This window comes from Methyloceanibacter sp. (genome assembly GCF_050728395.1).
GTDB lineage: Bacteria > Pseudomonadota > Alphaproteobacteria > Rhizobiales > Methyloligellaceae > Methyloceanibacter.
Map to the genome: position 1 here is coordinate 15,480 of NZ_JBOHJB010000023.1, position 22,470 is coordinate 37,949.

Sequence of the window (22,470 nt, forward strand, 5' to 3'; positions counted from 1 at the left end):
CAAAAAGGGAGGAAGATATGGCGCCCATTGACGCCGACATGGCCGCCCGCCAGGGGCTGAGCGAGGATATGGATCAGATTGCCAAGGATCTGGCCGGCCTTCGCGAGGACCTCAGATGGTTGACCGACGATGTCAAACGGCTCGGAGGCCATCAGCTCGAGAACATGCAGGACACGGCCAACGCGGCCCTTGAGGAGGTCGCGGCCGCCGTGCGCCGCAATCCGCTTACGGCCGTCGCCATTGCCATCGGCGCCGGCTTCATCTACGGCGTTCTGACCAAGCGCTAGCGGCTCTAGGCGCTAATGCGCCATCAGAGCCGGTACCGTGGCGTCGCGCAGCACCTCTTGGGTGACGCCGCCAAACACCCATTCGCGCCATCGCCAGTGGCCGTAGGCGCCCATGACCAGAAGCGTCCCGGGAGCATTCGAAGCTCCGTGCAGCAGCGCCTTGCCGACCGTGTCGAATTTCGAAGCGATCCTCGACGTCTCCACGTTCAGCCCGGTGAGAGCGAGATATTCGGCCATCGCCGCCAGTGACGGGTCGTCCTTGTCGTCTTCGGCGACGGAGAGCAGCACGATGCGCTTCGCCTTGGCGAGGAACGGCTCTGCCGCCGTCACGGCGCGAACAGACTCGACACTGTCTTTCCAGGCCACGACTATCGTTTCGCCAAATCGGTTCGGCGTCTCCTGAGGAACGACAAGCACGGGCCGGCCCGATTGGAACAAGGCGGCGTCGCCCACCGCCATCCAAAATTCATCATCCCGCGCGGCAATGCTCGGCACCACGCTGAGATCGGCGACGCGGGCGCGCGCCGTCATGGTCGTGGCGGGAAATCCCTCGACGCACTGGAAGTCGGTAGGAGCCCCGGGATGCGCCAATACGGCCTGCTCGAACCAGGCTTTCGCTTCTGCCTGATCGGCGGAAACCTGTCCGCGGCAGATATCGAGAACCTCCTCGGAAAAAAAGGGGCTGATCTCCGTGGCATAGGGCAGCCGCTGCCAGGCCGCGGGGCAGAGATGCACCACTTCGAGGCGCGCAGCGAAGTCGCGCGCGAGGCCGAAGGCGGCTCGCCGGCAAGCCTCGGTCGTTCCCTGCTGGCTCACGGGCAGGAGAATCTTGGAGAGCTTGCTGCTCAAGGTGTCGATCCCTCACGGCCCTTGAGGCTGAGGATATAGGCGATCACGTTGCGCATGTCGTTCGGGGCAACGACGATATTTGGCATGGTGGGATGCGAGGTTTGCATCCACACCTGCAAGGCGATCGCGGTGATGCCCGGCTGGTCGGCCACGTTCCTGAAGCGCGGGGCCTGAGGCAAAGGCGATTTCTCTTCGGAGATCGCATGGCAGGTGGCGCAATAGGTTTGCGCATATTCGAAGCCTGCTTGCGGATCGGCGGGCTCTTCCGCAGTCGCGATCTCAAATGCCGCCGCAAGGACAATACCGGCGCTGAGCGCCGTGAATAGAGACTTCATTGCCAGACTCCGGATCAGAAACACGATCCTCATAACAGCGCGAAACCGGGTTCGGCGATTTGATGCTGGTCAAGAATTTAACCTAGACGACGACCAGCACGATCAAGGCCAGGCACTCGCAAAGCTGGCTGCTCGCGCCGAGAACGTCGCCGGTCTGGCCTCCGAGGCGGTTGAGCGCCACGCGGCCGATAACAACGGCGCTGACGCCGGCGCTCACGATCAACAGCAGCGAGACGCCAAGTGGCAAGAGCAGCCAGGCGACGACGAAGGTCACACCGAGCGCGATGGCTGCGAGCCCGGCAGTGGGACTTCCGACCGATGCGGACATGCCGTCGCGGCGGGCTGGCGGCAGCGCCGCCATGATCAGCACCGCGCTCGAGCGGCTCGCGGCGCCGGCGGCGATGAGCGCCGCCATCACCATGGCCGGCTCGGCGATGAGGGCGATGGCGGTCGCGCGCACGGCCAGGGAGAGCACGAGGGCGAGGACGCCATAGGTACCGATCTGGTGATCGCGCATGATGGAGAGGCTCCGCTCTTTGGTGTCGCCGGCGAGGCCATCGGCGAAATCGGCAAGCCCATCCTCGTGCAACGCGCCGGTTAAGAGGATCATGGCGGCAAGCGCGCAGGGCGCAGCAAGTGCTGGCGGGCAGGACAGAGAATGGGCGAACCAATAGACAGCGCCGCCGATAACGCCGACCGCGGCGCCCGCAATGGGATAGGCCCACACCGCTTCCGACGGCACCGTTAGCCGCGGTAAGTGCAGGCGAGGCACAGGCAGCCGCGTGAGCAGGGCGAAGGCGGCGGCGAGCTCGGCCAGCCTTTGGCGCAGCATCTCAGCCGCGTTCATCGACCCCTGCCTCATCGAAGGTGGCCATGCCGAGATGGCAGGCGAGTGCCGCTCGGAGCACCGAGACCGAGAGCGCGGCGCCTGAGCCTTCGCCGAGCCGCATGTCGAGATCGAGGATCGGCCGCATGCCGAGCTCGGCGCAGAGCCCGCGATGCCCGGCTTCGGCTGAGCAATGCGCGACCTGGGCGTGGTCGAGAGCGCTCGGATTAAGCCGCGCCAGCGGTGCTGCTGCCGCAGTGGCGACAAAGCCGTCGAGCAGCACGGGAACACGGTAACGCCGGGCTGCGAGCGCGGCGCCAAGGATGGCGGCAAGCTCACGGCCGCCGAAGATCATGCTCGCGGCGAGCGGATCTTGGTGATGGGTCCGGTGGAGGGCGAGGCCAGCGTCGATCGCCTCGCGCTTGCGCGCCATGCCTTCATCGTCAAGGCCGGTGCCGCGCCCCGCCCAGCGCTCGCCGCCGCCGCCGAGCAGAGAAGCAGCAAGAGCCGACGCAGCCGTGGTATTGCCGATGCCCATCTCGCCAAGGCAGACGAGATCGGCGCTTGCCGGCACGGCGTCGTAGCCGGCCGCCACGGCCTCGATGAACTCAGCCTCGCTCATGGCCACTTGCTGCGTGAAATCGCCGGTGGGCGCATCGAGCTTGAGCGAGACCACGCGCAAGCTGGCACCGACCGATTTGCAGATCTGATTGATGGCGGCGCCACCGCGCTCGAAATTCGCCACCATCTGGGCGGTGACCGAGACCGGATAGGCAGAGACGCCGCGCGCCACGACGCCATGATTGCCGGCGAACACCAGCACCGACACGTCATCGAGCCGCGGCGTCTCGCGGCCCTGCCAGCGCCCGAGCCAGGCGACAAGCTCTTCGAGCCGGCCAAGGCTTCCTTGCGGCTTGGTCAAGCGCGACTGGCGTTCGGCGATGGCCGAGGCTGCGCCGTCGTCGCCTTCGGGCAGGTTTGCAAGGCGCGTCCGCAGTTCGGCGAGACTGGCGATGCCGCTCATGCGAGCTTCGCCAGTCTCTGCTGGCCCGCCAGATCGTCCTCCCGGGCGATGGCATGAAAGAAGGTGCCGGTGACGGAGCCGCGCCGTCCGCCGCTTGGGCCGAGCGCTGTACCGTCCGCGTCGAACAATTCGGCAAGAGGCAGGTCGTTGCCAGGCTCGGTGAGAGAAGCGTAGTGGAATTCGTGACCGCGCAATCGCGCACCCGCCGACCCAAGCGGGCAATCCTCAAGAAGCGTCGCGGCGCGATAACCGAGATGGAGGCGCCGCTCGGCGAAGCTCGTCGCATGGGTGAGCAGGCCGGCCATGGCGTGGCGCGCCCCCTCCGCATCGACAAGCCCGTCGCCCAGCACCATGTAGCCGCCGCACTCGCCATGCACCGGGCGGCTCACGGCGAAATGCTTGAGCCCCGCCTTGAAGCGCGCGGCGCCGGCGAGCGTGCCGGCATGCAGCTCCGGATAGCCGCCGGGAAGCCAGCAGGCATCGCAATCCTCCGGCGGCGGCTCGTTGGCAAGCGGCGAGAAGGTCACGATCTCCGCGCCAGCCAGCCGCCAGCCGCTCAACACATGCGGATAGATGAAGGCGAAGGCCGGGTCGGACGCGAGCGCGATGCGCTGACCAAGCGGCGTCAAGGCGGCGACTGGTTGTTGGGCGACCCTGAGCGGAGCGGCGAGGCCTTGGATGCGGGCGAGGTCGCAATGGCGCTCGGCGAGCTCGGCGAGGCGATGCAGGCGAAGCTCGAGGTCGTGATGCTCGAGCGCCTGCACCAGTCCGAGGTGCCGCTCAGGGAGATGGATCGCCTTGTCGCGCGGAATGGCGCCAAGGACCGGGATGTCGAGGGTGGCGATGGCGCGCTCGATCAACGCGCGATGGCGGTCGCTGCCGACACGATTCAAGATGATGCCGGCGATGCGCAAGCGCGGATCGAAGCTGGCAAAGCCAAGCACCGACGCGGCTGCGGATTGCGCCTGGCCGGCAACATCGAGCACAAGCAGGACCGGCAAGCGTAGACGAACGGCAAGCTCGGCCGCGGCGCCCTCCCCGATCGCGCCGGTGCCGGCGCCGTCGAACAGGCCCATGGCCGACTCGACGATGAGGAGATCGGCGCCGGCGGACGCCTCACAAGCGATGCTGTCGAGCAGCGCAGGCCCCATGGCCCAGCTGTCGAGATTGAGGCAAGGCGCATCGGCGGCAGCTTCGTGGAACGCAGGGTCGATATAGTCGGGACCGCATTTGGCGGCGCGGACGCGAACCCCGCGGCGGCGAAAGGCAGCAAGCAGAGCGAGCGTGACCGTGGTCTTGCCGGCGCCCGAGCGCGGCGCCGCGATGAGAAGCGCTTTTGCCTTCGACCGCATCACGCCACCATCTCCGGCACACGTGCCGCAAGATCGAGAAGCTTCGCCCTCACCTTCACGATGGAACCGATGGCGATGATAGCCGGCGCCTCGAAGGCGAGTGCGCGAGTCTCGGCGGCGATGCTGTGAAGCTCCGAGATGAGGATGCGCTCCTCGGGCAGCGTCGCCGAGGCGATCACCGCCACGGGCTCATGCGGATCGAGGCCTGCGTCCATGAGCGAGGCCGCGATCTCTTCGAGATTGCTCAAACCCATATAGAGCACGATGGGCTGGCCGGTGCGCGCGAGCGCCGCCCAATCCACGGCGTCTTCCTCATCGCCACAACGGCCGGTGACCAGGATCAAAGCCTGGCTCACCCCGCGCAAGGTGGCGGGGATCGAGGCCACAGTCAGCGCCGCGAGCCCCGAGGTAACGCCGGGAATCATGCGGAAGGGAATGCCGGCGGCGGCGAGCGCCAGCGCCTCCTCGCCGCCACGGCCGAACACGCAAGGATCGCCGCCCTTCAAGCGCAGCACGCGAAGATTGGCACGGGCGAGCGAGATGAGCCTGTCGGTGATGTTGCCTTGCGACGGCGACGGTTTGCCGCCGCGCTTGCCGGCAAATTCGAGAGTGGCGCCGGGATGGGCGAGCGCCAGCACGCGTGCGTCGACCAGCGCGTCGTGCACCACGATATCGGCCTCGGCGAGGCCGGCAAGCGCATGCAGCGTGAGCAGGCCCGGGTCGCCGGGCCCTGCGCCGGCAAGCCAGACATGACCAGGCTCGAAGCGCGGTAACCCGGCAAAAGCTCTGCGCAAGCGGTCGCTCATGCCGGGCATCCCTCGCGGTGACAGGCAAGCGGCAAAGCTCTATTGCCTTGCCGATGGACGACCTGGACAAGGCACCCAAGCTCCGCCGCGGCTGGACCACCGGCGCCTGCGCCACGGCTGCGGCCAAGGCTGCCTTCACTGCGCTTCTGACCGGCGAATTTCCAGATCCGGTGGAGATCACGCTGCCCGGCGGCCGGACCGCCGCTTTCGCGCTTGCCGTCAACCGCCAGGGCGACGGGACGGCGACGGCAGGCGTCATCAAGGATGCCGGCGACGACCCTGACGTGACCCACGGCGCGCTCGTGCTCGCCACGGTGCGGGCGGGCGCTGCCGGGAGCGGCGTTCAGTTCAAGGCCGGGCCGGGCGTCGGCACCGTGACGCTGCCGGGGCTGCCGGTCCCGCCGGGAGAAGCAGCGATCAATCCCGTGCCGCGCAAGATGATGCGGGCAGCAATCGCCGAGGCGGCGCGTGCGCATGGGCGCAGCGGCGATGTCGAGATCGAGATCTCCATTCCGCATGGCGAGGAGATGGCGGCAAAGACGCTGAATGCGCGGCTCGGCATTGTCGGCGGGCTGTCGATCCTCGGCACCACCGGCGTGGTCGTGCCCTATTCCTGTGCGGCGTGGATCGCCTCGATCCATAATGGCATCGATGTCGCGCGTGCGACCGGGCTTACCCATGTTGCCGGCGCCACGGGGCGCACCTCGGAGGACGCGGTCAAGGCGCTCTACGATCTGCCTGAGACGGCGCTGCTCGACATGGGCGACTTCGTCGGCGGCACGCTGAAATATCTGCGCACGCATCCGGTGGCGCGCGTGACCATCGCCGGCGGCGTGGCCAAGATCACCAAGCTCGCGCAAGGCATGCTCGATCTTCATTCGGCGCGCGGACGCGTCGAGCTTGGCGCGCTGGCTGAGGTGGCGCGGGAGTGCGGCGGGTCTGAAGCGCTGGCGCGCCGCATCGTGAGCGCCAACACCACGCCGGAAGCATTCGCTCTTGCCGCGACCGAAGGCATTCAGCTCGGCGATGAAGTCGCAGCGCGCGCCTGGGATGTTGCCGCTGAGGTGCTGGCCGGATCTCCGACAGAACTCGACATCGTGATCTTCGATCGCGAGGGGAAGCTCGCTGGGAGGAGTCAGCCGAAGGCTGTTCATGCGGCGCCTCCCAAGCGGTAGCGGCGCCGGTAGTTGGCGTCATAGAGCGCGCTCTCACGAAAGTTTTCCGCCGCAAGCACGGGGCCGACCAGGATCAAGGCGGTGCGCTCGGGCGGATCGTTGGCGACTTCGCCAAGCAGCGTGCCGAGCGTCGCCTCGACGATGCGCTCGTCGGGCCAGCTCGCACGCACCACGACCGCGGCAGGACAGTCGGGGCCATAGAACGGCGTCAATTCCTCGACCACGCGGGGAAGCGCCTGGATGGAGAGATGCAGCACGAGTGTGGCGCCGGTCGCGGCGAAGGCGGGAAGCGTCTCGCGCGGCGGCATGGCGGAGGCCCGCCCGGAGGTGCGCGTGAGCACGAGGGATTGCGACACTTCGGGCAGCGTCAGCTCGCGTTTCAGCGCCGCAGCCGCCGCGGCGAAGGCCGGAACGCCGGGGGTCAATGTATAGGGAATGTGCAGCGCATCGAGGCGGCGAAGCTGCTCGCCGACCGCGCTCCACACCGAAAGGTCGCCGGAATGGAGCCGCGCCACGTCGTGGCCTGCTTTGTGTGCCGCCTCGAACTCGGCGACGATCTCGTCGAGGCTCATTGGCGCCGTGTCGACGATGCGCGCGCCGGAGGGACAAAGCGCGAGAATGTCTACGTTCACGAGTGACCCGGCGTAGAGGCAAACCGGGCAGCTGGCGATGAGGTCCGCCCCGCGCAGCGTCAGCAAATCGGGCGCGCCTGGACCGGCGCCGATGAAGTGCACGGTCATGGCTTCACCGCGAGTGGCTTCGCCACGAGTGGTTTGACCGCGCTCCATTGGGTCACGGTCATGGCGGGGCGAAAGGCCTGCTTGCCGCCGACCACATCGAGGCGCTCGACGGAGAGGCGCGTCAGCGTGCCGCCGAACTTCTGTTGCGCGGCAAGCACCGCCGTCTCGGTCTCGATGGTGACGGCGTTGGCGACGATCCGGCCGCCAGGCTTCAGCGCGGCGTAGGCCTTGGCGATCAGCCCAGGCTCCCCTCCCCCGCCGATGAAGATCGCATCGGGCGTTGGCAGTTTATCGAGCGCGGGGAGCGCCTCGCCGGTCACCATGTCGAGCCGCGGCACGCCGAGCTCGGCCGCGTTGCGAGCGGCGCGGGCGGCGCGCAGAGGATCGCGCTCGATGCCGACGGCTTGGGTTGAGGGATGCCGCAGCAGCCACTCGATGGCGACGGAGCCAGAGCCGCTGCCGATGTCCCACAGCAGCTCGCCGGCGCAGGGGCCAAGCGAGGAGAGCGTCACCGCCCTGATCTCGCGCTTGGTGATCTGACCGTCATGCTCGAACATGTCGTCGGGCAGGCCAGAGGCGAGCGGGACGATCTTGGCGCCTGGGCTCGCTTCCACCTCGATGGCGATCAGGTTCAGCGCCTCGACATCGTTGAAGCCGAAACGGCCGGCGGCGATCGTGCGCATGCGCTGGCGCGGACCGCCAAGCGCTTCCAGCACATGCATCGTCGATGTCTCGAAACCGCGTTGCGTGAGGTAGCGGGCGACCGCTGCGGGAGTCGTTGCGTCGGCCGAGAGCGCGAGCACGCGGCGGTTCGGCTGGAGCGACGGCGCCAGAGTTTCGATGGGCCTGCCGCACAGCGACACTGAGGTGGTGTCGTCAAGCGCCCAGCCGAGCCGCGCGCAAGCAAGCGACAGCGACGACGGCGCCGGCACGCAGATGGTTTCCTCCGGCGGGACATGGGCCGACAGCATGGCGCCGACGCCGAAGCAATAGGGATCGCCTGAGGCAAGCACGGCGACAGGCTCGCCGCGATAAGCGAGGATTTCGGGGATAGACTCGGCGATGGGGCTCGGCCAGGCCATAGACTCTGCCTGCGGCAGGCCGTCGGCGAGCGCCAAATGGCGCTTGCCACCGATCACGAGCTTGGCGTTGCTGATGAGGGCGCGGGCCGAAGGCGTAAGTCCTTCGGCGCCATCTTCGCCGATCCCGACGATGGCAAGCCATCGCGCCTGTTGACCGTGCCCACTCACAATGCGACCTCGTCAGCGGCATGAAGGTGCTGAAGCTTCTCATTCTCGGCGGCAGCGGCGAGGCCGCCGACCTCGTACGCGCGCTTGCAGGCGATGCGCGCTACGACGTCACCTTGTCGCTTGCCGGGAGAACTTCGGAGCCCGTGGCCCTTCCTGGCAAGCTGCTCACAGGCGGGTTCGGCGGGGCCGAGGGCCTCGCACGTGTCCTGGCCGAGGAGCGCTTCGACCTTCTCATCGACGCGACGCATCCCTTCGCCGTGCAAATGAAAGCGAATGCGGCGGAGGCCGGAAAAATCGCAGGAACGAAGTTCCTCGCCATTCGCCGGCCAGCTTGGGTGCCACGCGAGGGCGACCGCTGGATCATGGTGGAGAGCCTCGAAGCCGCTGCAGCCGCGATTGGGCAAGACCCGGCCCGCGTGTTTCTCACCACCGGACGCATGGAGCTCGCACCCTTCAGAGAGGCGCCGCAGCATCTCTATATTGTGCGCAGCGTCGAGGCGCCTGCGGCTGAGGAGCTGCCGCCGCGGGCGGAGCTGATCACCGCGCGCGGACCGTTCAACATCGCCGACGAGCGCGCGCTGCTCGAGACGCACAGGATCGAAGTGATCGTCACCAAGAATTCCGGCGGCGCTGGCGCTTCCGCCAAGCTCGACGCGGCGCGGGCGCTGTCGCTTCCCGTGATCATGGTGAAGCGCCCCGACCTGCCCGAGGCGCCTTCGGTCACGACCGTCGCCGATGCACTTCTCTGGCTCGAACGGCATCATGTCTCGACAAGCTCCGCGCGACGCGGCGTGTAGACGAAACGCCTCCCTTTGCCCACGGCAACGAGCCTCGTCGCGCTCGACCCGATAATAATGAGCGTGCGCATGTCGGCGTTGGCGGGGTCGGCGCCGGCAAGCGTCGTGATGTCAATGCGCTCGTCCGGTCGGCTCACGGCAGAGGCGAAGACCACCGGCGTCGAAGGGGTCCGGTGGCGGGCGATGAGGCGAAGCGCATCGCCGAGCTGCCAGGGCCGCGCTTTCGAGGCGGGATTGTAGAGCACAATAATAAAGTCGCCCGAGGCAGCTGCTTCGAGCCGCTTCAGCACCAGATCCCACGGCTTCAGATTGTCCGACAGCGAGATCACGCAGAAATCGTGCCCGAGCGGCGCGCCGATGCGGGCGGCGGCGGCGAGCATGGCTGAGACACCGGGGACGACGGCGACCTCGATGTCCTTCCAGGCAGGCTTGCCGGTCTCGATCGCCTCGAACACCGCGCTTGCCATGGCGAACACGCCGGGATCGCCTGAGGACACGACGGCGACCGACTTCCCCGCGGCGGCAAGCTCCAGCGCCTGGCGCGCGCGGCCCAGCTCCTCGCGATTGTCGGAAGGATGCCGAAGCTGGCCGGCGCGTTCTGGCACGCGGGCGAGATAGGGTGCATAGCCGACGAGGTCGGTTGCCGCGGCAAGCGTCTCCGACGCAAGCGGCGTGATCAGTTCAGCCGCGCCGGGCCCGAGGCCGACAATGGCGAGGCGCCCGGTCATAGCGGCTTTCTCACGCCGGGCACCAGCACGACGGCGAAATAGGCCGCGTCATCGTCGGCCTTGTCGGCGAGGCGGACGATGCGCTCCTCGGGCATGGTGCCGCGCTCGACATAGACGGCGCGATCGAGCTTGTCCGAGCGCATGAGCGCCTGCCTGATCTTGGCGAGGTTGCGCCCGACCTTCATGATCACCGCGGCCTCGCTTGTCGCGAGCCGCTCGGCGAGAGCGTCGGCGTCCATGGTGCCGGAGAGCACGACCAGCATCTCGTCGCCGCAGGTCATGGGCATCGCAGCGCGCGTCCAGCACCCGCTCATGGCGGTGATGCCGGGGATGACCTCGCAACGATGGGTCTCGGCGAGCCGCTCATGCAGATGCGCGTAGGAGCCGTAGAAGAACGGATCGCCGGCGCAGATCACGGCAACGTCCCGGCCGGCATCGAGCCTGGCGGCAAGGGTCGCGGCGCTCGCATCGTAGAAGGCGACCAGCGCGTCGCGATAGCAGGGATCGGTCTCGGGCAGCTCCGTGGTGAAGGGATAATCGAGGCGGACGAGCTCGGCGTCTGGGTTGAGTTGGCCGTCGACGGCGCGGCGCGCATTGCCGACGCTGCCCTTCCTGGCGAAATAGGCGATCACCGGCGCGCTCTTGAGGATGCGCGCGGCCTTCAACGACATCAGCTCGGGGTCACCGGGACCGACGCCGACGCCGTAGAGGGTGCCGCGCGCGCTCATCACTCGGCCTCGCTCGCCAGCGCATTGACGGCGGCGACCGCCATGGCGCTGCCGCCCTTGCGGCCCTTGACGATGAGGAATGGCGTGGCCCCATGGCGGGCAAGCGCTTCCTTAGACTCCGCCGCGCCGACAAAGCCGACGGGCATGCCGATGATCGCAGCAGGCTTCGGCGCACCTTGGTCGATCAGCTCCAGGAGACGGAACAACGCCGTCGGCGCATTGCCGATGGCGACCAGCGAGCCGCCGAGAGTGTCGAGCCAAAGATCGAGCGCGGCGGCAGAGCGGGTGGTGTCGAGACGCGCGGCACGGTCGGCGATGCCCGGCGAGTCGAGCGTGCAGACAATTTCGTTGCCGGCGGGGAGGCGCGCGCGGGTGATGCCGTTCGCCACCATCTTCGAGTCGCAGAAGATTGGCCTGCCTTGCAGCAACGCGCCGCGCGCGGCCTCGACGAAACCAGCGGAGAAGGCAAGGTCACGGGCGATCTCGACCATGCCGCAGGCGTGAATGACGCGCACGGCGACGCGGGCTTCGTCAGGGGTAAAGCGCGAGAGGTCGGCTTCGCTCCGGATGATGGCGAAGGAGCGCCGATAGATCTCGGCGCCGTCGCGCGCGTAATCGTACTCGGCGCTCATGGACGCGGTCCTTTGGCGGACAGAAGCAGCGCCTCGATCTGATCGATCGAGAGTCCGGTGAGACTTGGTCGGCCGATTGCGCTGCCGTTGCGGATGAGATCGTAGCGCCCGTCGCGGCCGACCAGGGTGAGCGAAGCGGACCCGCGATGGGCGCAGGATTTGCCGCAGCCGGAGACATGCAGCGTCTGATCGCGTGTAACCCCGATGGCGGCGGCAAGGCGGGCGGCATCGCCGCGCGCATCGACGGTCGCGCTTGCGCAGGACGGCGCGCCGACACAGGCGAAGATGGTGAGGCGTGGGTCGGTCGGATCGGCGATGAGGCCGAGCGCGGAGACCTCATCGGCAAGTCTGTCGGCGTCGGCAGCGGTGATGCCTGTGAGCAGCGGTGCGCGCCAGGGTGTGGTGCGCAAGCTGCCGTCGCCATAGCGTTCGGCAAGATTGGCAAGGCGTGTCAGCGCATCAGCTTCGACGCGGCCGAAAGGCAGCCCAACGCCGAAACCGCTTAGCGGCTGATGTTGTAATGATATCAATCCGATAGAGTTTCCTGCCTGAGATTTCGATTGGGCAGCCGCGTGGACTGCGGCAAGACCGGCCTCGGCGAAGATCGCCTCCTCGCCAACCGCCATCACCAGCGCGCGCATGCGGCGCGGCGTCTCGCTGCGCTGCGCCGACAGGCGGAGGAAGGCGAGCGCCAAAGCCTTCACCGTCCCTGCGAGCGAGGATGGAGCGCAAAGCGCGGCGCGTATTCCGCCGTCGAGATGGACGGCAAGCGCACCCTCGTGCGCGCGCACCATGATGTCGGCGGTGAGATCGCGGAGAGGCAGTGCGCCGCCGCCATCGACAAGGATGCAGAATTTTGGAGGAAGCGCCCAAAGCGCGGGCTCACCGGCGAGCATGGCTTCAATGTCGCGCGCCACGGCATGAGAATCGAAGGGGGCGGTAGGATCGTCAGGCCCGAGTGGGCTCGCCATGACGTTGCGGACGGCTTCCAGCGACGGGTCAGCGCTGGCAAGGCCTGCGCCGATGATGGTCTCGGCGAAGTCTTCCGCCGAGCGAGGGGTGAGGCCTCTGATCTGCAAATTACCGCGCGAGGTGAGATCAATATGACCGTTGCCGTAGCGGCGCGCGGCGCCGGCGATCAGCCGCGCCACGGCGGAACTCAACACACCGGCGCTCGGCTTGACGCGCGCGAGCCAACCGTCGCCGGATTGCATCGGCGAGAGTAGCGTCGGGCACCAGCCCTTTGTCGCGGGCGCCGCGGTCATGATGCCTCACGCAGGCGTGCCACGCTGTTGCGGCGCGGACGCCATAGATCGCGGCGGACGGCCTCGTCGAAGCGCGCGGCCATGGCTTCGCGCGCCGCAGGATTTTCATGGCGCAGAAAATTGTCGACGATCTCATTGCCGAGGGTCGCGTCGAACAGCACATCGAATTGCCGGTCGAGACGCGCGGGCAGCGTGGCGGCGAAGACGAACAAGCCTTCAACGCTCCGGGTGATTTCGGCGCCGCCGCGATAGCCGTGGCGCATCATGCCTTCGATCCAGGCAGGGTTTGCCGCGCGGCCGCGCACGATGCGGGCGATCTCCTCGACGAGCGTTCGCACTTTCGGCGCGTCGGGCCGCGAGATGTCGGTGTGATAAAGCGCGGGCGTGCTGCCGAGGCGGTCGGCGGCGGCGGCGAACCCGCCTTCATAGGCTGCGTAGTCGAGGCTATCGAGAAGATCGATTTCGGCGTGATCCTGCTGATGCAGGAAAGTGTCGGCGGCTTTGACGCGTGCGGCGAAGCCGTCGCAGTCGGCGATACCATCGAGGCCCTTGCCGTAAGCGGTCGCCGAGGCGGCGAGATAATCGAGGCCGAGATCGGCGCGCTTATCCCAGGCGCCGCGCTCAACGCGCTCGGTGACGCCGGCTCCGTAATCTCCGAGCGCAGCGCCGTAGATGCGCGCGGTGGCGCGCCGCAACGCCTCGCCCTCAAGTCCACGCGCGGAAGCGGCGAGCGGGTTCCAATCCTCGGGCTCGTCACGCGAAGCGATGGCACGCACCGCCTCGTCGAACAATGCGATCTGCGCCTCGAAGGCGTCGCGGAACAGACCTGAGATGCGCAAGGTCACGTCGACGCGCGGGTGATCGAGCTCGGGAAGAGGCAAAATTTCGATGCCGCTGACGCGGGCCGAGCCATGATCCCAGATTGGCCGCGCGCCCATGAGCAAAAGCGCCAGCGCCAAGTCCTCGCCGCCGGTGCGCATGGTGGCGCTGCCCCACACATCCATGACCAGGGCGCGCGGCCAGTCGCCGTGGTCCTGGAGGTGACGGCGAAGCAGCTCTTGCGCCGCCTTCTCGGCGAGCACGAGCGCCGAGCGGGTCGGCACGGCGCGCGGATCGATGGCGTAAAGATTGCGCCCGGTCGGCAGCACATCGGCACGGCCGCGAGTCGGCGCGCCCGAAGGACCCGGGGCCACGAATTGGCCGTCGAGCGCGGCGATCAACGCCTCGCGCTCGCTTGACGCGGCCTGGTCGAAGCGGTCGGCGAGAGCTTCACTCGGGGTCTGCGGGTTGGACTGCGCCAGCGAGGCAAGGAACTCTTCGCGGCGTTGCGCATCGGGCGCGCGGCCATAAACGTGAAGCCCATCCCTGATCTGCAAGTCCTTGACATCACAGAGATAAGTGTCGAGGCAGGCGAGCTGGTCCTGCTTGCTCGAAACGCGGTCGGCGCCGCTCTCGGCGAGCAGTCCGGCGGCGGCGGCGCGATCGAGAATCTCTTCGCGGAGCAGCGCGGTGCGGCGGCGGTCGAGCCCATCGGCCGCGGCGTATTCGTCGATCAGGCGCTCGAGCTCCAGCGTGTCGTTGCCGTGGCCGGCAGATTTCAGCGGCGGCGTCAGGTGACCGATGGTCACGGCGCCAAGCCTGCGCTTGGCGGCAGCAGCCTCGCCAGGATTGTTGACGATGAAGGGGTAGATCACGGGAAGGCCGCCGAGCAGCGCGGCAGGCAGGCAGGACGAGGACAGCGCCATGGCCTTGCCAGGCAGCCATTCGAGCGTGCCGTGCGTGCCGAGATGGATCATGGCGTGGATGCGCATCGCCTCGCGCAGCCAGAGATAGAAGGCGGCGTAGGCGTGGCGCGGGGGCAGGTCTGGATCGTGGTAGCTCGACTTGCGGTCGAGCGCGTTGCCGCGGTCAGGCTGGATGGCGGCGATCAGCTTTCCGTGGCGCGCGAAGCGCATGGTGAAGTGGCCGTCGTTGACAGAGGGATCGTCGTCAGGCGCGCCCCACGCGGCGGCGATCTTGGCGCGGGCTTGCGGATCAAGTTTCGCGAACCGGCGCTTGTAATCGGCAAGCGAGAGAAATGGTTTTGGTTCAGAGTCGCAAAGCGCGGCGACGAGTTGTCTTTCCTCCGGGAGCGCATCGCCGACATCGAAGCCTTCGCTGTTGAGGAGCTGCAAGATCTCGGCGGTGCTGGCGATGGCGTCGAGGCCAACGGCGTGGGCGGCCTGTCCCGCGGCGCCTGGATAGTCGGAGAGGACGAGCGCGAGCTTGCGCATCGAGCGCGGCGTGGTGGCGAGCCGCGCCCACAGCGATGCGACGCGCGAAGCGGCGGCGATGCCGTCTTGTGCCGGCTGATGCGCGACCCGGGCAAATTCGAGACCTGCGACCTCGCTCTCCTCGGCCTTGAAGGAAATCGCTGTGGTGAGCAGCCGGCCGTCGAGCTCGGGAAGCACCACCTGCATGGCGTGGTCGGATTGGGACAGGCCGCGGGGCGAGTCCTGCCAGGCCTCGCGGCTCGACCCGGCGAACACCAGCTGCAGGATCGGCGCGCCGGGCGCTTCCAAGGGCGACGGCGCATCGTCGAGGCGGGCCGAGAACGCCGTGGCGTTGAGCACCACGCGCGGCCCCCACGCGCGCAACGTCGACTCAACGAAGTTGCCGGTGTCGCGATCCTTGAGGCTGCCGACGTAAAGCGATCGAACATTAAGACCTTCTTGATCGAGCGCCCGCGCCAAAGCCTCGATCGGCACGAGGTCGGCGGCGAGCAGATAGGCGCGATAGAACACGATCACCGCGAGCGGCCGCCCCGCGACGTCCGGCACATCGAGAAAATGTACGCCATGCATGGGGAGAGGCTCGGCGGCAAGACCGTGGTCCGGAGCGAGCCCGGCAAGATGCGCCATGAGATCGAGCGCGCGGCGCATGTTCTCGGGCCCGCCGGCGGCGAAGAAGGCATCAAGCCGCATAAGCATCGCGCCATCGACGGTAGAAAGCTTGGCGAGGTGCGCATCGGCGCGACCATCGCCGGGGAGCAGCGCGAGCGGAATGCCGCGTGCCCGCGCGGCGTGAGCGATCTCCTCGGCGCCATAGCGCCAATAGTCGAGGCCGCCGAGCAGGCGGATCACGACGCAAGCCGCGCCAGCGATCACCTGCTCGACATAAAGATCGACCGACATCGGATGACGGAGGCGCGCGAGATTGGCAAGGCGCAGAGACGGGGCCGCTTCGCCTTGCGCCGTCCAAGCCGCGGCAACAGCCCCGAGGTCGCTGTCTGAGTAGGAAAGGAACACGAGGTCGGCGCGCGATTGGCCGAGATCGACGGCGGCTTCCGCCTCGTCAAGTCCTCTCGTCTCGCGCACCAGGAGATGCATTGGCCTAGCCCAGAATTCGATCTTCGATGGCGGCGCGGTCGAGCCCGCGCTCGCCGATCACCACGATATGGCCCTGCCGCGCGGCGCCGTCCGGCCAAGGCCGGTCGAAGCTCGAGCGGAAGCGCGCGCCGACCCCCTGCACCGCAAGGCGCAAACGCTTGCCGGCTACCGGCACGAAGCCCTTGATGCGGAGCACGTCATGCGCCTCGGCCACGGATTTCAACCGCGCCAAGAGATCGTCGGGATCGCCGATCTCGGGCACCACGACGACGAAGCTCTCGAAATCGTCATGCTCATGCGCGCCGTCGAGCGCGTCGTGATGGGAGGGGCGCTGGGCGAGATCGTCCTCGGCAGCGGCGCCGAGCCCGAGCAGCACATCGGCATCCACCCTGCCCTCTTGCGCGGCAACCACCTTCACCGCGCGCGGCACGATGGCCAAGACCTCACGCTTCAACCGCTCTCCGGCTTCAGTGCCGATGAGGTCGGTCTTGTTCAGCACGATCAGGTCGGCGGCCATGAGCTGGTCCTCGTAGACCTCGGCGAGAGGATTGTCGTGATCGACGGAAGGATCCTCGGCGCGCTGGCGGGCAACGGCCTCGGGATCGTCGGCGAAGCGGCCTTCGGCGACGGCAGGCGCGTCGACCACGGCGATGACGCCGTCGACGGTGAGGCGCGAGCGGATGGAGGGCCAGCCGAAGGCCTTGACCAGAGGCTTCGGCAGAGCGAGGCCCGAGGTCTCGATGAGGATGTGCTCGGGCGGCGCGGCGCGGTCGATCAGCGCCTGCATGGTTGGGATGAATTCGTCGGCGACGGTGCAGCACAGGCACCCGTTAGAGAGCTCGACGATGTTCTCCTCGGGGCAGCTTTCGATGCCGCAGCTCCTCAGCACCTCGCCGTCGACGCCGACGCTGCCGAACTCGTTGACGATGATGGCGAGCCGCTTGCCGCGCGCGGTCTCGAGCAGATGACGGACGAGCGTGGTTTTGCCGGCGCCGAGAAAGCCGGTGATAATGGTCGCGGGGATGCGGGCAGCGTCGGTCATTCGGCGGCGTCCTTGGCTGGCTCGAAGGGTGCGGGGAAGCGGGCGATCACGCTCGTTTGCAGAGAGGCCGGACGCCCTGAGGGAAGCACCACGCCGGTCTTCGCCTTGGCGTAGGCGGTGGCGTAGATCAGGAGATCGGCGGCGTGCTCAGGGGTGAGCTCGCCCATCACGTAGGACCACTTGCCTGTTGCCGCGATCCCGACCGAGCAGCCGCGCTCGCAATTGGCAAAGCACAGCGTGGGAAGGATTTGGGCCGGCGCGTCTTCGCCCAGACGATCGGCAAGCGCCTTCACCGTCTCGTAGAGACGGCGCCCGTCAGCCGGCTCGCCCTCTGGCGCAGGCTCGGCGCCGCGGCAGCGGCAGGAGACGCAGACGTAAAGATGCGGGCGATTGTTGTGCGGCACAGCGACCCCGTCAGACACCTCAGAACGCATCCTCGGGTGCAAGCGCCGTTAGAAGCGGCACGGGCGATGCCTCGCGCCTGGCCGGTCAACCGGCCGCCAAGCCGCCAGGGCACCCCGCCCGGCGTCTCGGGTCAAGCAAGCGACGGCAGGTCTCCTGGCTCGCGGATCCTTCGCTTGCCGCCGCCTTCCCAGGGCTCACCCCAGTGGCCAATTACGGCAAGCTTTCCGCCTACAGTTGCGGGGGCAGCTGCGGAATTCGGGCGAAAACCCGTCACCGCATTCCCTTTTCACTCCTCAGCTTCGAGGAGACCGTCATTTTCGCCCTCACTAAAGGGCCTGGCAGGGAGCGTTGTCAACGGAGACGCGCCTGGCCAGGAAACGGGCTTGCGGCGGTGCGAGACCAGTCTCTATAGTTCGCCGTCGTCGGTTCCCGCAATTCAGCGGGACGCAAGACGGGAACGCGGTGAAAGACGAAAGTCGTAAAGCCGCGGCTGCCCCCGCAACTGTAGGCGGAGAGCTGCCCCTTCGATCGATGCCACTGGAGCTTGCTCCGGGAAGGCAGAAGGGACGGCCTTGACCCGCAAGCCAGTAGACCGGCCGGCGACGGGCAACCTTGAACCGCCCTCGGGTGGAGGGCAGAGGGAGACATCATGACGACCTTATCGACCAGGCAACCGGGCGCTACTAACAGCGCCGTGGAACTAACAGCCGCTCGCGCCCTTCCCCTTGTCATGGCGGCGCTGCTCGGCATTTTCATCATCGGCGGCGTGGGCTTCTCCCACATCGAGGCCGTGCACAATGCCGCGCACGACTACCGCCATTCCATGGGCTTCCCCTGCCACTAAGGGAGGGCGTAATGGATTATTTCCGCAACATCGTCCTGCTCGCGGCGATTGTCGGTGCGATCGCAGGCATCGGCATGACCGTCGCGCAACAAGTGACGACGGTGCCGCTCATCCTCAAGGCTGAAGTCTTCGAGCAGGCCGGAGAGGCAAAGGCGCCGCCGGCGCATGTGCATGAGTCCGAAGCTGCCGCGGCGACTGAGCATGAGCATGGAGGTTGGGCACCGCAAGACGGCTTCGAGCGCACCGCGTTCTCGGTTGCCGCCAATATCATCACCGGGATCGGCTTCGCGCTTCTGCTCATCGCCGCGAGCGAGCTTGCCGGCGGCATTCTCAACTGGCGACAAGGCGTGTTCTGGGGCCTTGCGGCCTTCGCCGTGTTCACGCTCGCGCCCGGACTTGGGCTTCCGCCAGAGCTTCCGGCCATGCCGGCGGCAGAGCTTGGAGCCCGTCAGGTCTGGTGGGTTGCCACCGCGTTCTCCACCGCCGGGGGCATCGCGCTCTTGGTCTATGGGCAATCGGCGCTTGCCGCAATTGCCGGCGTGGCGCTGCTTGTGGCACCGCACTTCATCGGCGCGCCGCAGCCGCTAAGCAACGACTCGCCGATCCCCGAGACTCTGCATCACAGCTTCGTGGTCGCCGTGGTGTTGACCACGCTGGCGTTCTTTGTGCTGCTCGGCGGACTTACCGGCTATTTCCGGCGGCGGTTGGTCGGCACTGCCTGACCATGGAGGAGCCACACACCGCTGGGCGCGCGCGTTTCACGCTCGTGCTCGGCGGCGCTCGCTCGGGCAAAAGCCGCCACGCGCAGATCCTCGCCATGGCGACGCCGCCGCCTTGGGTGTACATCGCCACGGCGCAAGCATTGGACGACGAGATGGCCGAGCGCATCGCCAAGCACAAAGCCGATCGAGGCAACGGCTGGTCGACGATCGAGGAGCCGATCGAGCTTGCGCGCGCCGTGGCAGAAGCACCGGCGCAAGCGCCGCTCGTCATCGACTGCATCACTTTTTGGCTTTCCAATTTGATGCTCGGTGCCCACGACGTCGACTCCGCCGTAGCAAGGTTCGTCAGGAGCCTCGATGAGCGAAAGGCTCCGACCTTTGTGGTCTCGTGCGAAGTCGGCGGCGGCCTCGTGCCCGAGACGCCGCTTGGCCGCGCCTTTCGCGACCAAGCCGGGCTCGTCAATCAACACCTCGCGGTGAGCGCCCATGATGTCCTGTTCATGGTCGCGGGGCTCGCGATGCCGCTGAAGGCTTTGCCATGAGCGACGAGTCGAAACAGGGCGAGCGGGAGCGTCATCGCGCCAAGATGGCGAACCGCAAGGCGGCGCAGGACGCCGAGGTCGCCGCTAAGACCATCGCCAAGAAAGGACTGCTCATCGTCCATACCGGCACTGGCAAAGGCAAATCGACGGCGGCCTTCGGCCTCGTGCTGCGCATGGTCGGCAATGGCGGGAAATGCGCCGTGGTGCAGTTCATCAAAGGCGCGTGGAACACCGGCGAGCGGAGCGTGCTCGAAAGCTTCGGCGACATGGTGCGCTGGCATACGCTCGGCGAAGGTTTCACCTGGGAGACGCAGGACAAAACGCGCGACATGGCGGCTGCGGCAAAGGCCTGGGAGACGGCGAAGGCGCTGATGCAGGATCCCGATCTCAAGCTCATCGTGCTCGATGAGATCAACATCGCGCTCCGCTACGACTATCTGCCGCTCGCCGAGGTGGTGGAGACGCTGAAGGCACGGCGGCCGGATCTGCATGTCGTGGTCACCGGGCGGAACGCCAAGCGCGAGATGATCGAGGCCGCCGACCTCGTCACCGAGATGACGCTGGTGAAGCATCCCTTCGCCGCCGGCGTGAAGGCGCAAGCCGGCATCGAATACTGATGGCCGCCCGCGCCCTCATGCTGCAAGGCACGGGGTCGAGCGTCGGCAAGTCGCTGCTCGTCGCAGGTCTTGCCCGCGCGCTGGCGAGGCGCGGGCTCATCGTCAGGCCGTTCAAGCCGCAGAACATGTCGAACAACGCCGCCGTTACCGGCGATGGCGGCGAGATCGGCCGGGCGCAGGCGCTGCAAGCGCGGGCGGCTTGTGTTGAGCCCTCCGTGCATATGAACCCGGTGCTGCTGAAGCCGCAGAGCGAAATCGGCGCGCAGGTGATCGTGCAGGGCAAAATGTTCGGCAAGGCGACGGCGCGCGAGATGCAGGAGCTGAAGCCGAAGCTGTTGCCTTATGTGCTCGAAAGTTTTGACATAATGAAGCGCGACGCAGACATCGTTGTGGTCGAGGGCGCCGGCAGCGCATCAGAGATCAATCTGCGGAAGAACGACATCGCCAATATGGGCTTTGCCCGCGCCGCCGGCGTTCCGGTGGTGGTGATCGGCGACATCGACCGCGGCGGTGTGATCGCGAGCCTGGTCGGCACCAAGGACGTGCTCGACCCCGACGATGCGAGACTGGTCGCGGGCTTCATCGTCAACCGTATGCGCGGCGACACCTCGCTGTTCGCCGACGGCATGGCGGAGATCGAACGGCGCACCTTCTGGCCGGCGCTGGGACTTGTCCCGTTCTTCGACGGCGCGCGGCTTCTGCCGGCTGAGGACGCCTACGACCTCGTCGAGCGGCGGCACTCGCGCGGCAATGGCAAGGTCAGAGTGGCGGTGCCGCTCCTGCCGCATATCGCCAATTTCGACGATCTCGATCCCTTCGTCGCGGAGCCAGACGTCGAGGTCGTCATGGTCGAGCGCGGCACGCCGTTACCCGTCTGCGATCTCATCGTTCTGCCGGGATCAAAATCGACCATCGCCGACTTCAAGGCACTCCGCGAAGAGGGCTGGGACATCGACATCGCCGGCCATGCGCGGCGCGGCGGGTACGTACTTGGCATTTGCGGCGGCTATCAGATGCTGGGGCGGAGCATCGCCGACCCCGACGGTGTCGAAGGCCCCGCAAGCACCACTGCCGGACTCGGATTCCTGGCGGTCGAGACCGTCATCCAAGGCGAGAAGACGCTCACCAAAGTTGCGGGCGAGACGCTTACGGATCTGGTGCCCCTCCACGGCTACGAAATGCATGTCGGGAATACGCGCGTGCTCTCGCCGCCTTTCGCCCGGCTTGAAGACGGAAGCAGCGACGGCGCGATCTCGGCCGACGGTCGCATTGCCGGGACCTACGTGCATGGGCTCTTCGCCGACGATCGGCAGCGCGCCGCCTGGATCGCGCGGCTCGGGGGAACGCCTTCGCATCGTAACCACGATGCGGAGATCGAAAGAACGCTCGATGCGCTTGCCGAGCATCTCGAGGCGCATGTCGACGTCGATCGCCTGCTCAGATTAGCGCGATGAGGAAGGCGAGCACGCCGAGCGCTGCGATCTGGAGGGTGCAGGCGGTCCAGTACAGGCCAAGCGCACGGCGGATGTCGGCGGAGGCCGCCTCTTCTTTTCCATCGCCGATCCAGCCATCCTCGGTGGGCGCGCCATGATAGGAGCGCGGGCCGGAGAGCTTCAGACCAAGCGCGCCAGCCATGGCGGCCTCCGGCCATCCGGCATTGGGCGAGCGATGCAAGTGTGCGTCACGCCGCATCGTCGCAAGCGCGCGGCCGACATCGGCATCGTCATGAAACCAGGCGGCGAGAGCAATCCACAGCGCGGCGAGCCGCGAGGCCGGAAGATTGACCACATCGTCGACCGTCGCGGATGCCTGGCCGAACGCCTCGTGGCGCGGCGTGCGATGGCCAATCATGCTGTCGGCGGTGTTGATCGCCTTGTAGGCCACCATGCCGGGCAGGCCGAGAAGCACGCCCCAGACACTTGGCGCCACGACGCCATCGGAGAAATTCTCGGCGAGGCTCTCGATGGCTGAGCGCGCGACGCCGGCCTCGTCAAGCGTGTCGGGATCGCGGCCGACGATCTTTGCCACCGCTTCGCGTCCAGCTTTGAGCCCGTGTGCATCGAGCGCATCGGCCACGGCCTCTACATGCACATAGAGACTGCGCTGGGCGACGAGCGTGCTGGCGAGACACGACAT

Annotated in this window: 24 protein-coding genes and 2 riboswitches; of the genes, 8 read left to right on the plus strand and 16 right to left on the minus strand. The window is 67.4% G+C overall.

Going from position 1 to position 22,470, the window contains the following annotated elements:
- Window positions 1-17 precede the first annotated feature (17 nt).
- On the plus strand, window positions 18-287 hold the full coding sequence (locus ACREC7_RS06125; protein ID WP_431554804.1) for a hypothetical protein: 270 nt from the start codon (window positions 18-20) through the stop codon (window positions 285-287).
- A gap of 12 nt (window positions 288-299) precedes the next feature.
- Here ACREC7_RS06125 and ACREC7_RS06130 read toward each other — a convergent pair whose 3' ends face one another.
- The 6 genes from ACREC7_RS06130 to cobA form a co-directional block, all read right to left on the minus strand.
- On the minus strand, window positions 300-1,136 hold the full coding sequence (locus tag ACREC7_RS06130) for a universal stress protein (RefSeq protein WP_431554805.1): 837 nt from the start codon (window positions 1,134-1,136) through the stop codon (window positions 300-302).
- Entirely contained in the window at window positions 1,133-1,471 is a 339-nt protein-coding gene (locus ACREC7_RS06135; RefSeq protein WP_431554806.1) for a c-type cytochrome, read from the minus strand. The genes ACREC7_RS06130 and ACREC7_RS06135 overlap by 4 nt, the downstream gene beginning before the upstream one ends.
- Window positions 1,472-1,553: 82 nt before the next feature.
- Window positions 1,554-2,318 carry an adenosylcobinamide-GDP ribazoletransferase gene (gene cobS / locus ACREC7_RS06140; protein ID WP_431554807.1) on the minus strand — a complete coding sequence of 255 codons (765 nt, stop codon included), beginning with the start codon at window positions 2,316-2,318 and terminating at the stop codon, window positions 1,554-1,556.
- A complete protein-coding gene (gene cobT / locus ACREC7_RS06145) occupies window positions 2,305-3,321 on the minus strand; it encodes a nicotinate-nucleotide--dimethylbenzimidazole phosphoribosyltransferase (protein WP_431554808.1) in 1,017 nt (338 codons plus the stop codon). Before cobT ends, cobS begins: the two co-directional genes overlap by 14 nt.
- Complete coding sequence (locus ACREC7_RS06150) at window positions 3,318-4,673, minus strand: cobyrinate a,c-diamide synthase (protein WP_431554809.1); 1,356 nt, start codon at window positions 4,671-4,673, stop codon at window positions 3,318-3,320. The genes cobT and ACREC7_RS06150 overlap by 4 nt, the downstream gene beginning before the upstream one ends.
- A complete protein-coding gene (gene cobA / locus ACREC7_RS06155; RefSeq protein ID WP_431554810.1) occupies window positions 4,673-5,479 on the minus strand; it encodes a uroporphyrinogen-III C-methyltransferase in 807 nt (268 codons plus the stop codon). Before cobA ends, ACREC7_RS06150 begins: the two co-directional genes overlap by 1 nt.
- 53 nt (window positions 5,480-5,532) lie before the next feature.
- On the opposite strand from cobA, the gene ACREC7_RS06160 reads away from it, so the two are divergent.
- On the plus strand, window positions 5,533-6,654 hold the full coding sequence (locus ACREC7_RS06160) for a cobalt-precorrin-5B (C(1))-methyltransferase (RefSeq protein ID WP_431554811.1): 1,122 nt from the start codon (window positions 5,533-5,535) through the stop codon (window positions 6,652-6,654).
- On the opposite strand, the gene cobM is transcribed toward ACREC7_RS06160, so the two are convergent.
- On the minus strand, window positions 6,630-7,394 hold the full coding sequence (gene cobM, locus ACREC7_RS06165; RefSeq protein ID WP_431554812.1) for a precorrin-4 C(11)-methyltransferase: 765 nt from the start codon (window positions 7,392-7,394) through the stop codon (window positions 6,630-6,632). The genes ACREC7_RS06160 and cobM overlap by 25 nt on opposite strands.
- Window positions 7,391-8,644, minus strand: coding sequence for a precorrin-6y C5,15-methyltransferase (decarboxylating) subunit CbiE (gene cbiE, locus ACREC7_RS06170; protein WP_431554813.1), 1,254 nt, complete (start codon window positions 8,642-8,644; stop codon window positions 7,391-7,393). Before cbiE ends, cobM begins: the two co-directional genes overlap by 4 nt.
- Before the next feature lie 20 nt (window positions 8,645-8,664).
- On the opposite strand from cbiE, the gene ACREC7_RS06175 reads away from it, so the two are divergent.
- Window positions 8,665-9,441, plus strand: a complete 777-nt coding sequence (locus ACREC7_RS06175) for a cobalt-precorrin-6A reductase (protein ID WP_431554814.1) — start codon at window positions 8,665-8,667, stop codon at window positions 9,439-9,441.
- Here ACREC7_RS06175 and cobJ read toward each other — a convergent pair.
- Genes cobJ through ACREC7_RS06210 form a run of 7 tightly spaced genes read right to left on the minus strand, consistent with a single transcriptional unit; the run spans window position 9,405 to window position 17,626 of the window.
- Window positions 9,405-10,169 (minus strand): precorrin-3B C(17)-methyltransferase, encoded by a 765-nt coding sequence (cobJ, locus tag ACREC7_RS06180; protein WP_431554815.1) that lies wholly within the window; start codon window positions 10,167-10,169, stop codon window positions 9,405-9,407. The two genes, ACREC7_RS06175 and cobJ, sit on opposite strands and share 37 nt — an antisense overlap.
- Window positions 10,166-10,897, minus strand: a complete 732-nt coding sequence (locus tag ACREC7_RS06185; protein ID WP_431554816.1) for a precorrin-2 C(20)-methyltransferase — start codon at window positions 10,895-10,897, stop codon at window positions 10,166-10,168. Before ACREC7_RS06185 ends, cobJ begins: the two co-directional genes overlap by 4 nt.
- Entirely contained in the window at window positions 10,897-11,529 is a 633-nt protein-coding gene (locus ACREC7_RS06190; RefSeq protein WP_431554817.1) for a precorrin-8X methylmutase, read from the minus strand. Before ACREC7_RS06190 ends, ACREC7_RS06185 begins: the two co-directional genes overlap by 1 nt.
- The gene (cobG, locus tag ACREC7_RS06195) at window positions 11,526-12,794 is read right to left on the minus strand and encodes a precorrin-3B synthase (RefSeq protein ID WP_431554818.1); all 1,269 of its coding nucleotides are present in this window, start codon (window positions 12,792-12,794) and stop codon (window positions 11,526-11,528) included. Before cobG ends, ACREC7_RS06190 begins: the two co-directional genes overlap by 4 nt.
- Window positions 12,791-16,162: a cobaltochelatase subunit CobN gene (gene cobN / locus ACREC7_RS06200; RefSeq protein ID WP_431554819.1), complete on the minus strand. Its 3,372-nt coding sequence runs from the start codon at window positions 16,160-16,162 to the stop codon at window positions 12,791-12,793. Before cobN ends, cobG begins: the two co-directional genes overlap by 4 nt.
- A 4-nt stretch (window positions 16,163-16,166) precedes the next feature.
- Window positions 16,167-17,204, minus strand: a complete 1,038-nt coding sequence (gene cobW / locus ACREC7_RS06205) for a cobalamin biosynthesis protein CobW (RefSeq protein WP_431554820.1) — start codon at window positions 17,202-17,204, stop codon at window positions 16,167-16,169.
- Window positions 17,201-17,626 (minus strand): DUF1636 family protein, encoded by a 426-nt coding sequence (locus ACREC7_RS06210; RefSeq protein WP_431554821.1) that lies wholly within the window; start codon window positions 17,624-17,626, stop codon window positions 17,201-17,203. Before ACREC7_RS06210 ends, cobW begins: the two co-directional genes overlap by 4 nt.
- 109 nt (window positions 17,627-17,735) lie before the next feature.
- A riboswitch (cobalamin riboswitch) is annotated at window positions 17,736-17,937 on the minus strand.
- A 78-nt stretch (window positions 17,938-18,015) separates the two neighbouring features.
- Window positions 18,016-18,224: riboswitch (cobalamin riboswitch) on the plus strand.
- Window positions 18,225-18,258: 34 nt separating this feature from the next.
- Here ACREC7_RS06210 and ACREC7_RS06215 point away from each other — a divergent pair.
- Genes ACREC7_RS06215 through ACREC7_RS06235 form a run of 5 tightly spaced genes read left to right on the plus strand, consistent with a single transcriptional unit; the run spans window position 18,259 to window position 21,788 of the window.
- Window positions 18,259-18,453 (plus strand): CbtB domain-containing protein, encoded by a 195-nt coding sequence (locus ACREC7_RS06215; protein WP_431554822.1) that lies wholly within the window; start codon window positions 18,259-18,261, stop codon window positions 18,451-18,453.
- An 11-nt stretch (window positions 18,454-18,464) separates the two neighbouring features.
- Window positions 18,465-19,175, plus strand: coding sequence for a CbtA family protein (locus ACREC7_RS06220; RefSeq protein ID WP_431554823.1), 711 nt, complete (start codon window positions 18,465-18,467; stop codon window positions 19,173-19,175).
- 2 nt (window positions 19,176-19,177) lie between these two features.
- Window positions 19,178-19,717 carry a bifunctional adenosylcobinamide kinase/adenosylcobinamide-phosphate guanylyltransferase gene (cobU, locus tag ACREC7_RS06225; RefSeq protein ID WP_431554824.1) on the plus strand — a complete coding sequence of 180 codons (540 nt, stop codon included), beginning with the start codon at window positions 19,178-19,180 and terminating at the stop codon, window positions 19,715-19,717.
- On the plus strand, window positions 19,714-20,334 hold the full coding sequence (cobO, locus tag ACREC7_RS06230) for a cob(I)yrinic acid a,c-diamide adenosyltransferase (RefSeq protein WP_431554825.1): 621 nt from the start codon (window positions 19,714-19,716) through the stop codon (window positions 20,332-20,334). The genes cobU and cobO overlap by 4 nt, the downstream gene beginning before the upstream one ends.
- Complete coding sequence (locus ACREC7_RS06235; RefSeq protein WP_431554826.1) at window positions 20,334-21,788, plus strand: cobyric acid synthase; 1,455 nt, start codon at window positions 20,334-20,336, stop codon at window positions 21,786-21,788. The genes cobO and ACREC7_RS06235 overlap by 1 nt, the downstream gene beginning before the upstream one ends.
- On the opposite strand, the gene ACREC7_RS06240 is transcribed toward ACREC7_RS06235, so the two are convergent.
- Window positions 21,772-22,470, minus strand: a 699-nt coding sequence (locus ACREC7_RS06240) for a cobalamin biosynthesis protein CobD/CbiB (protein WP_431554827.1), incomplete at its 5' end; no start/stop codon positions are given. The genes ACREC7_RS06235 and ACREC7_RS06240 overlap by 17 nt on opposite strands.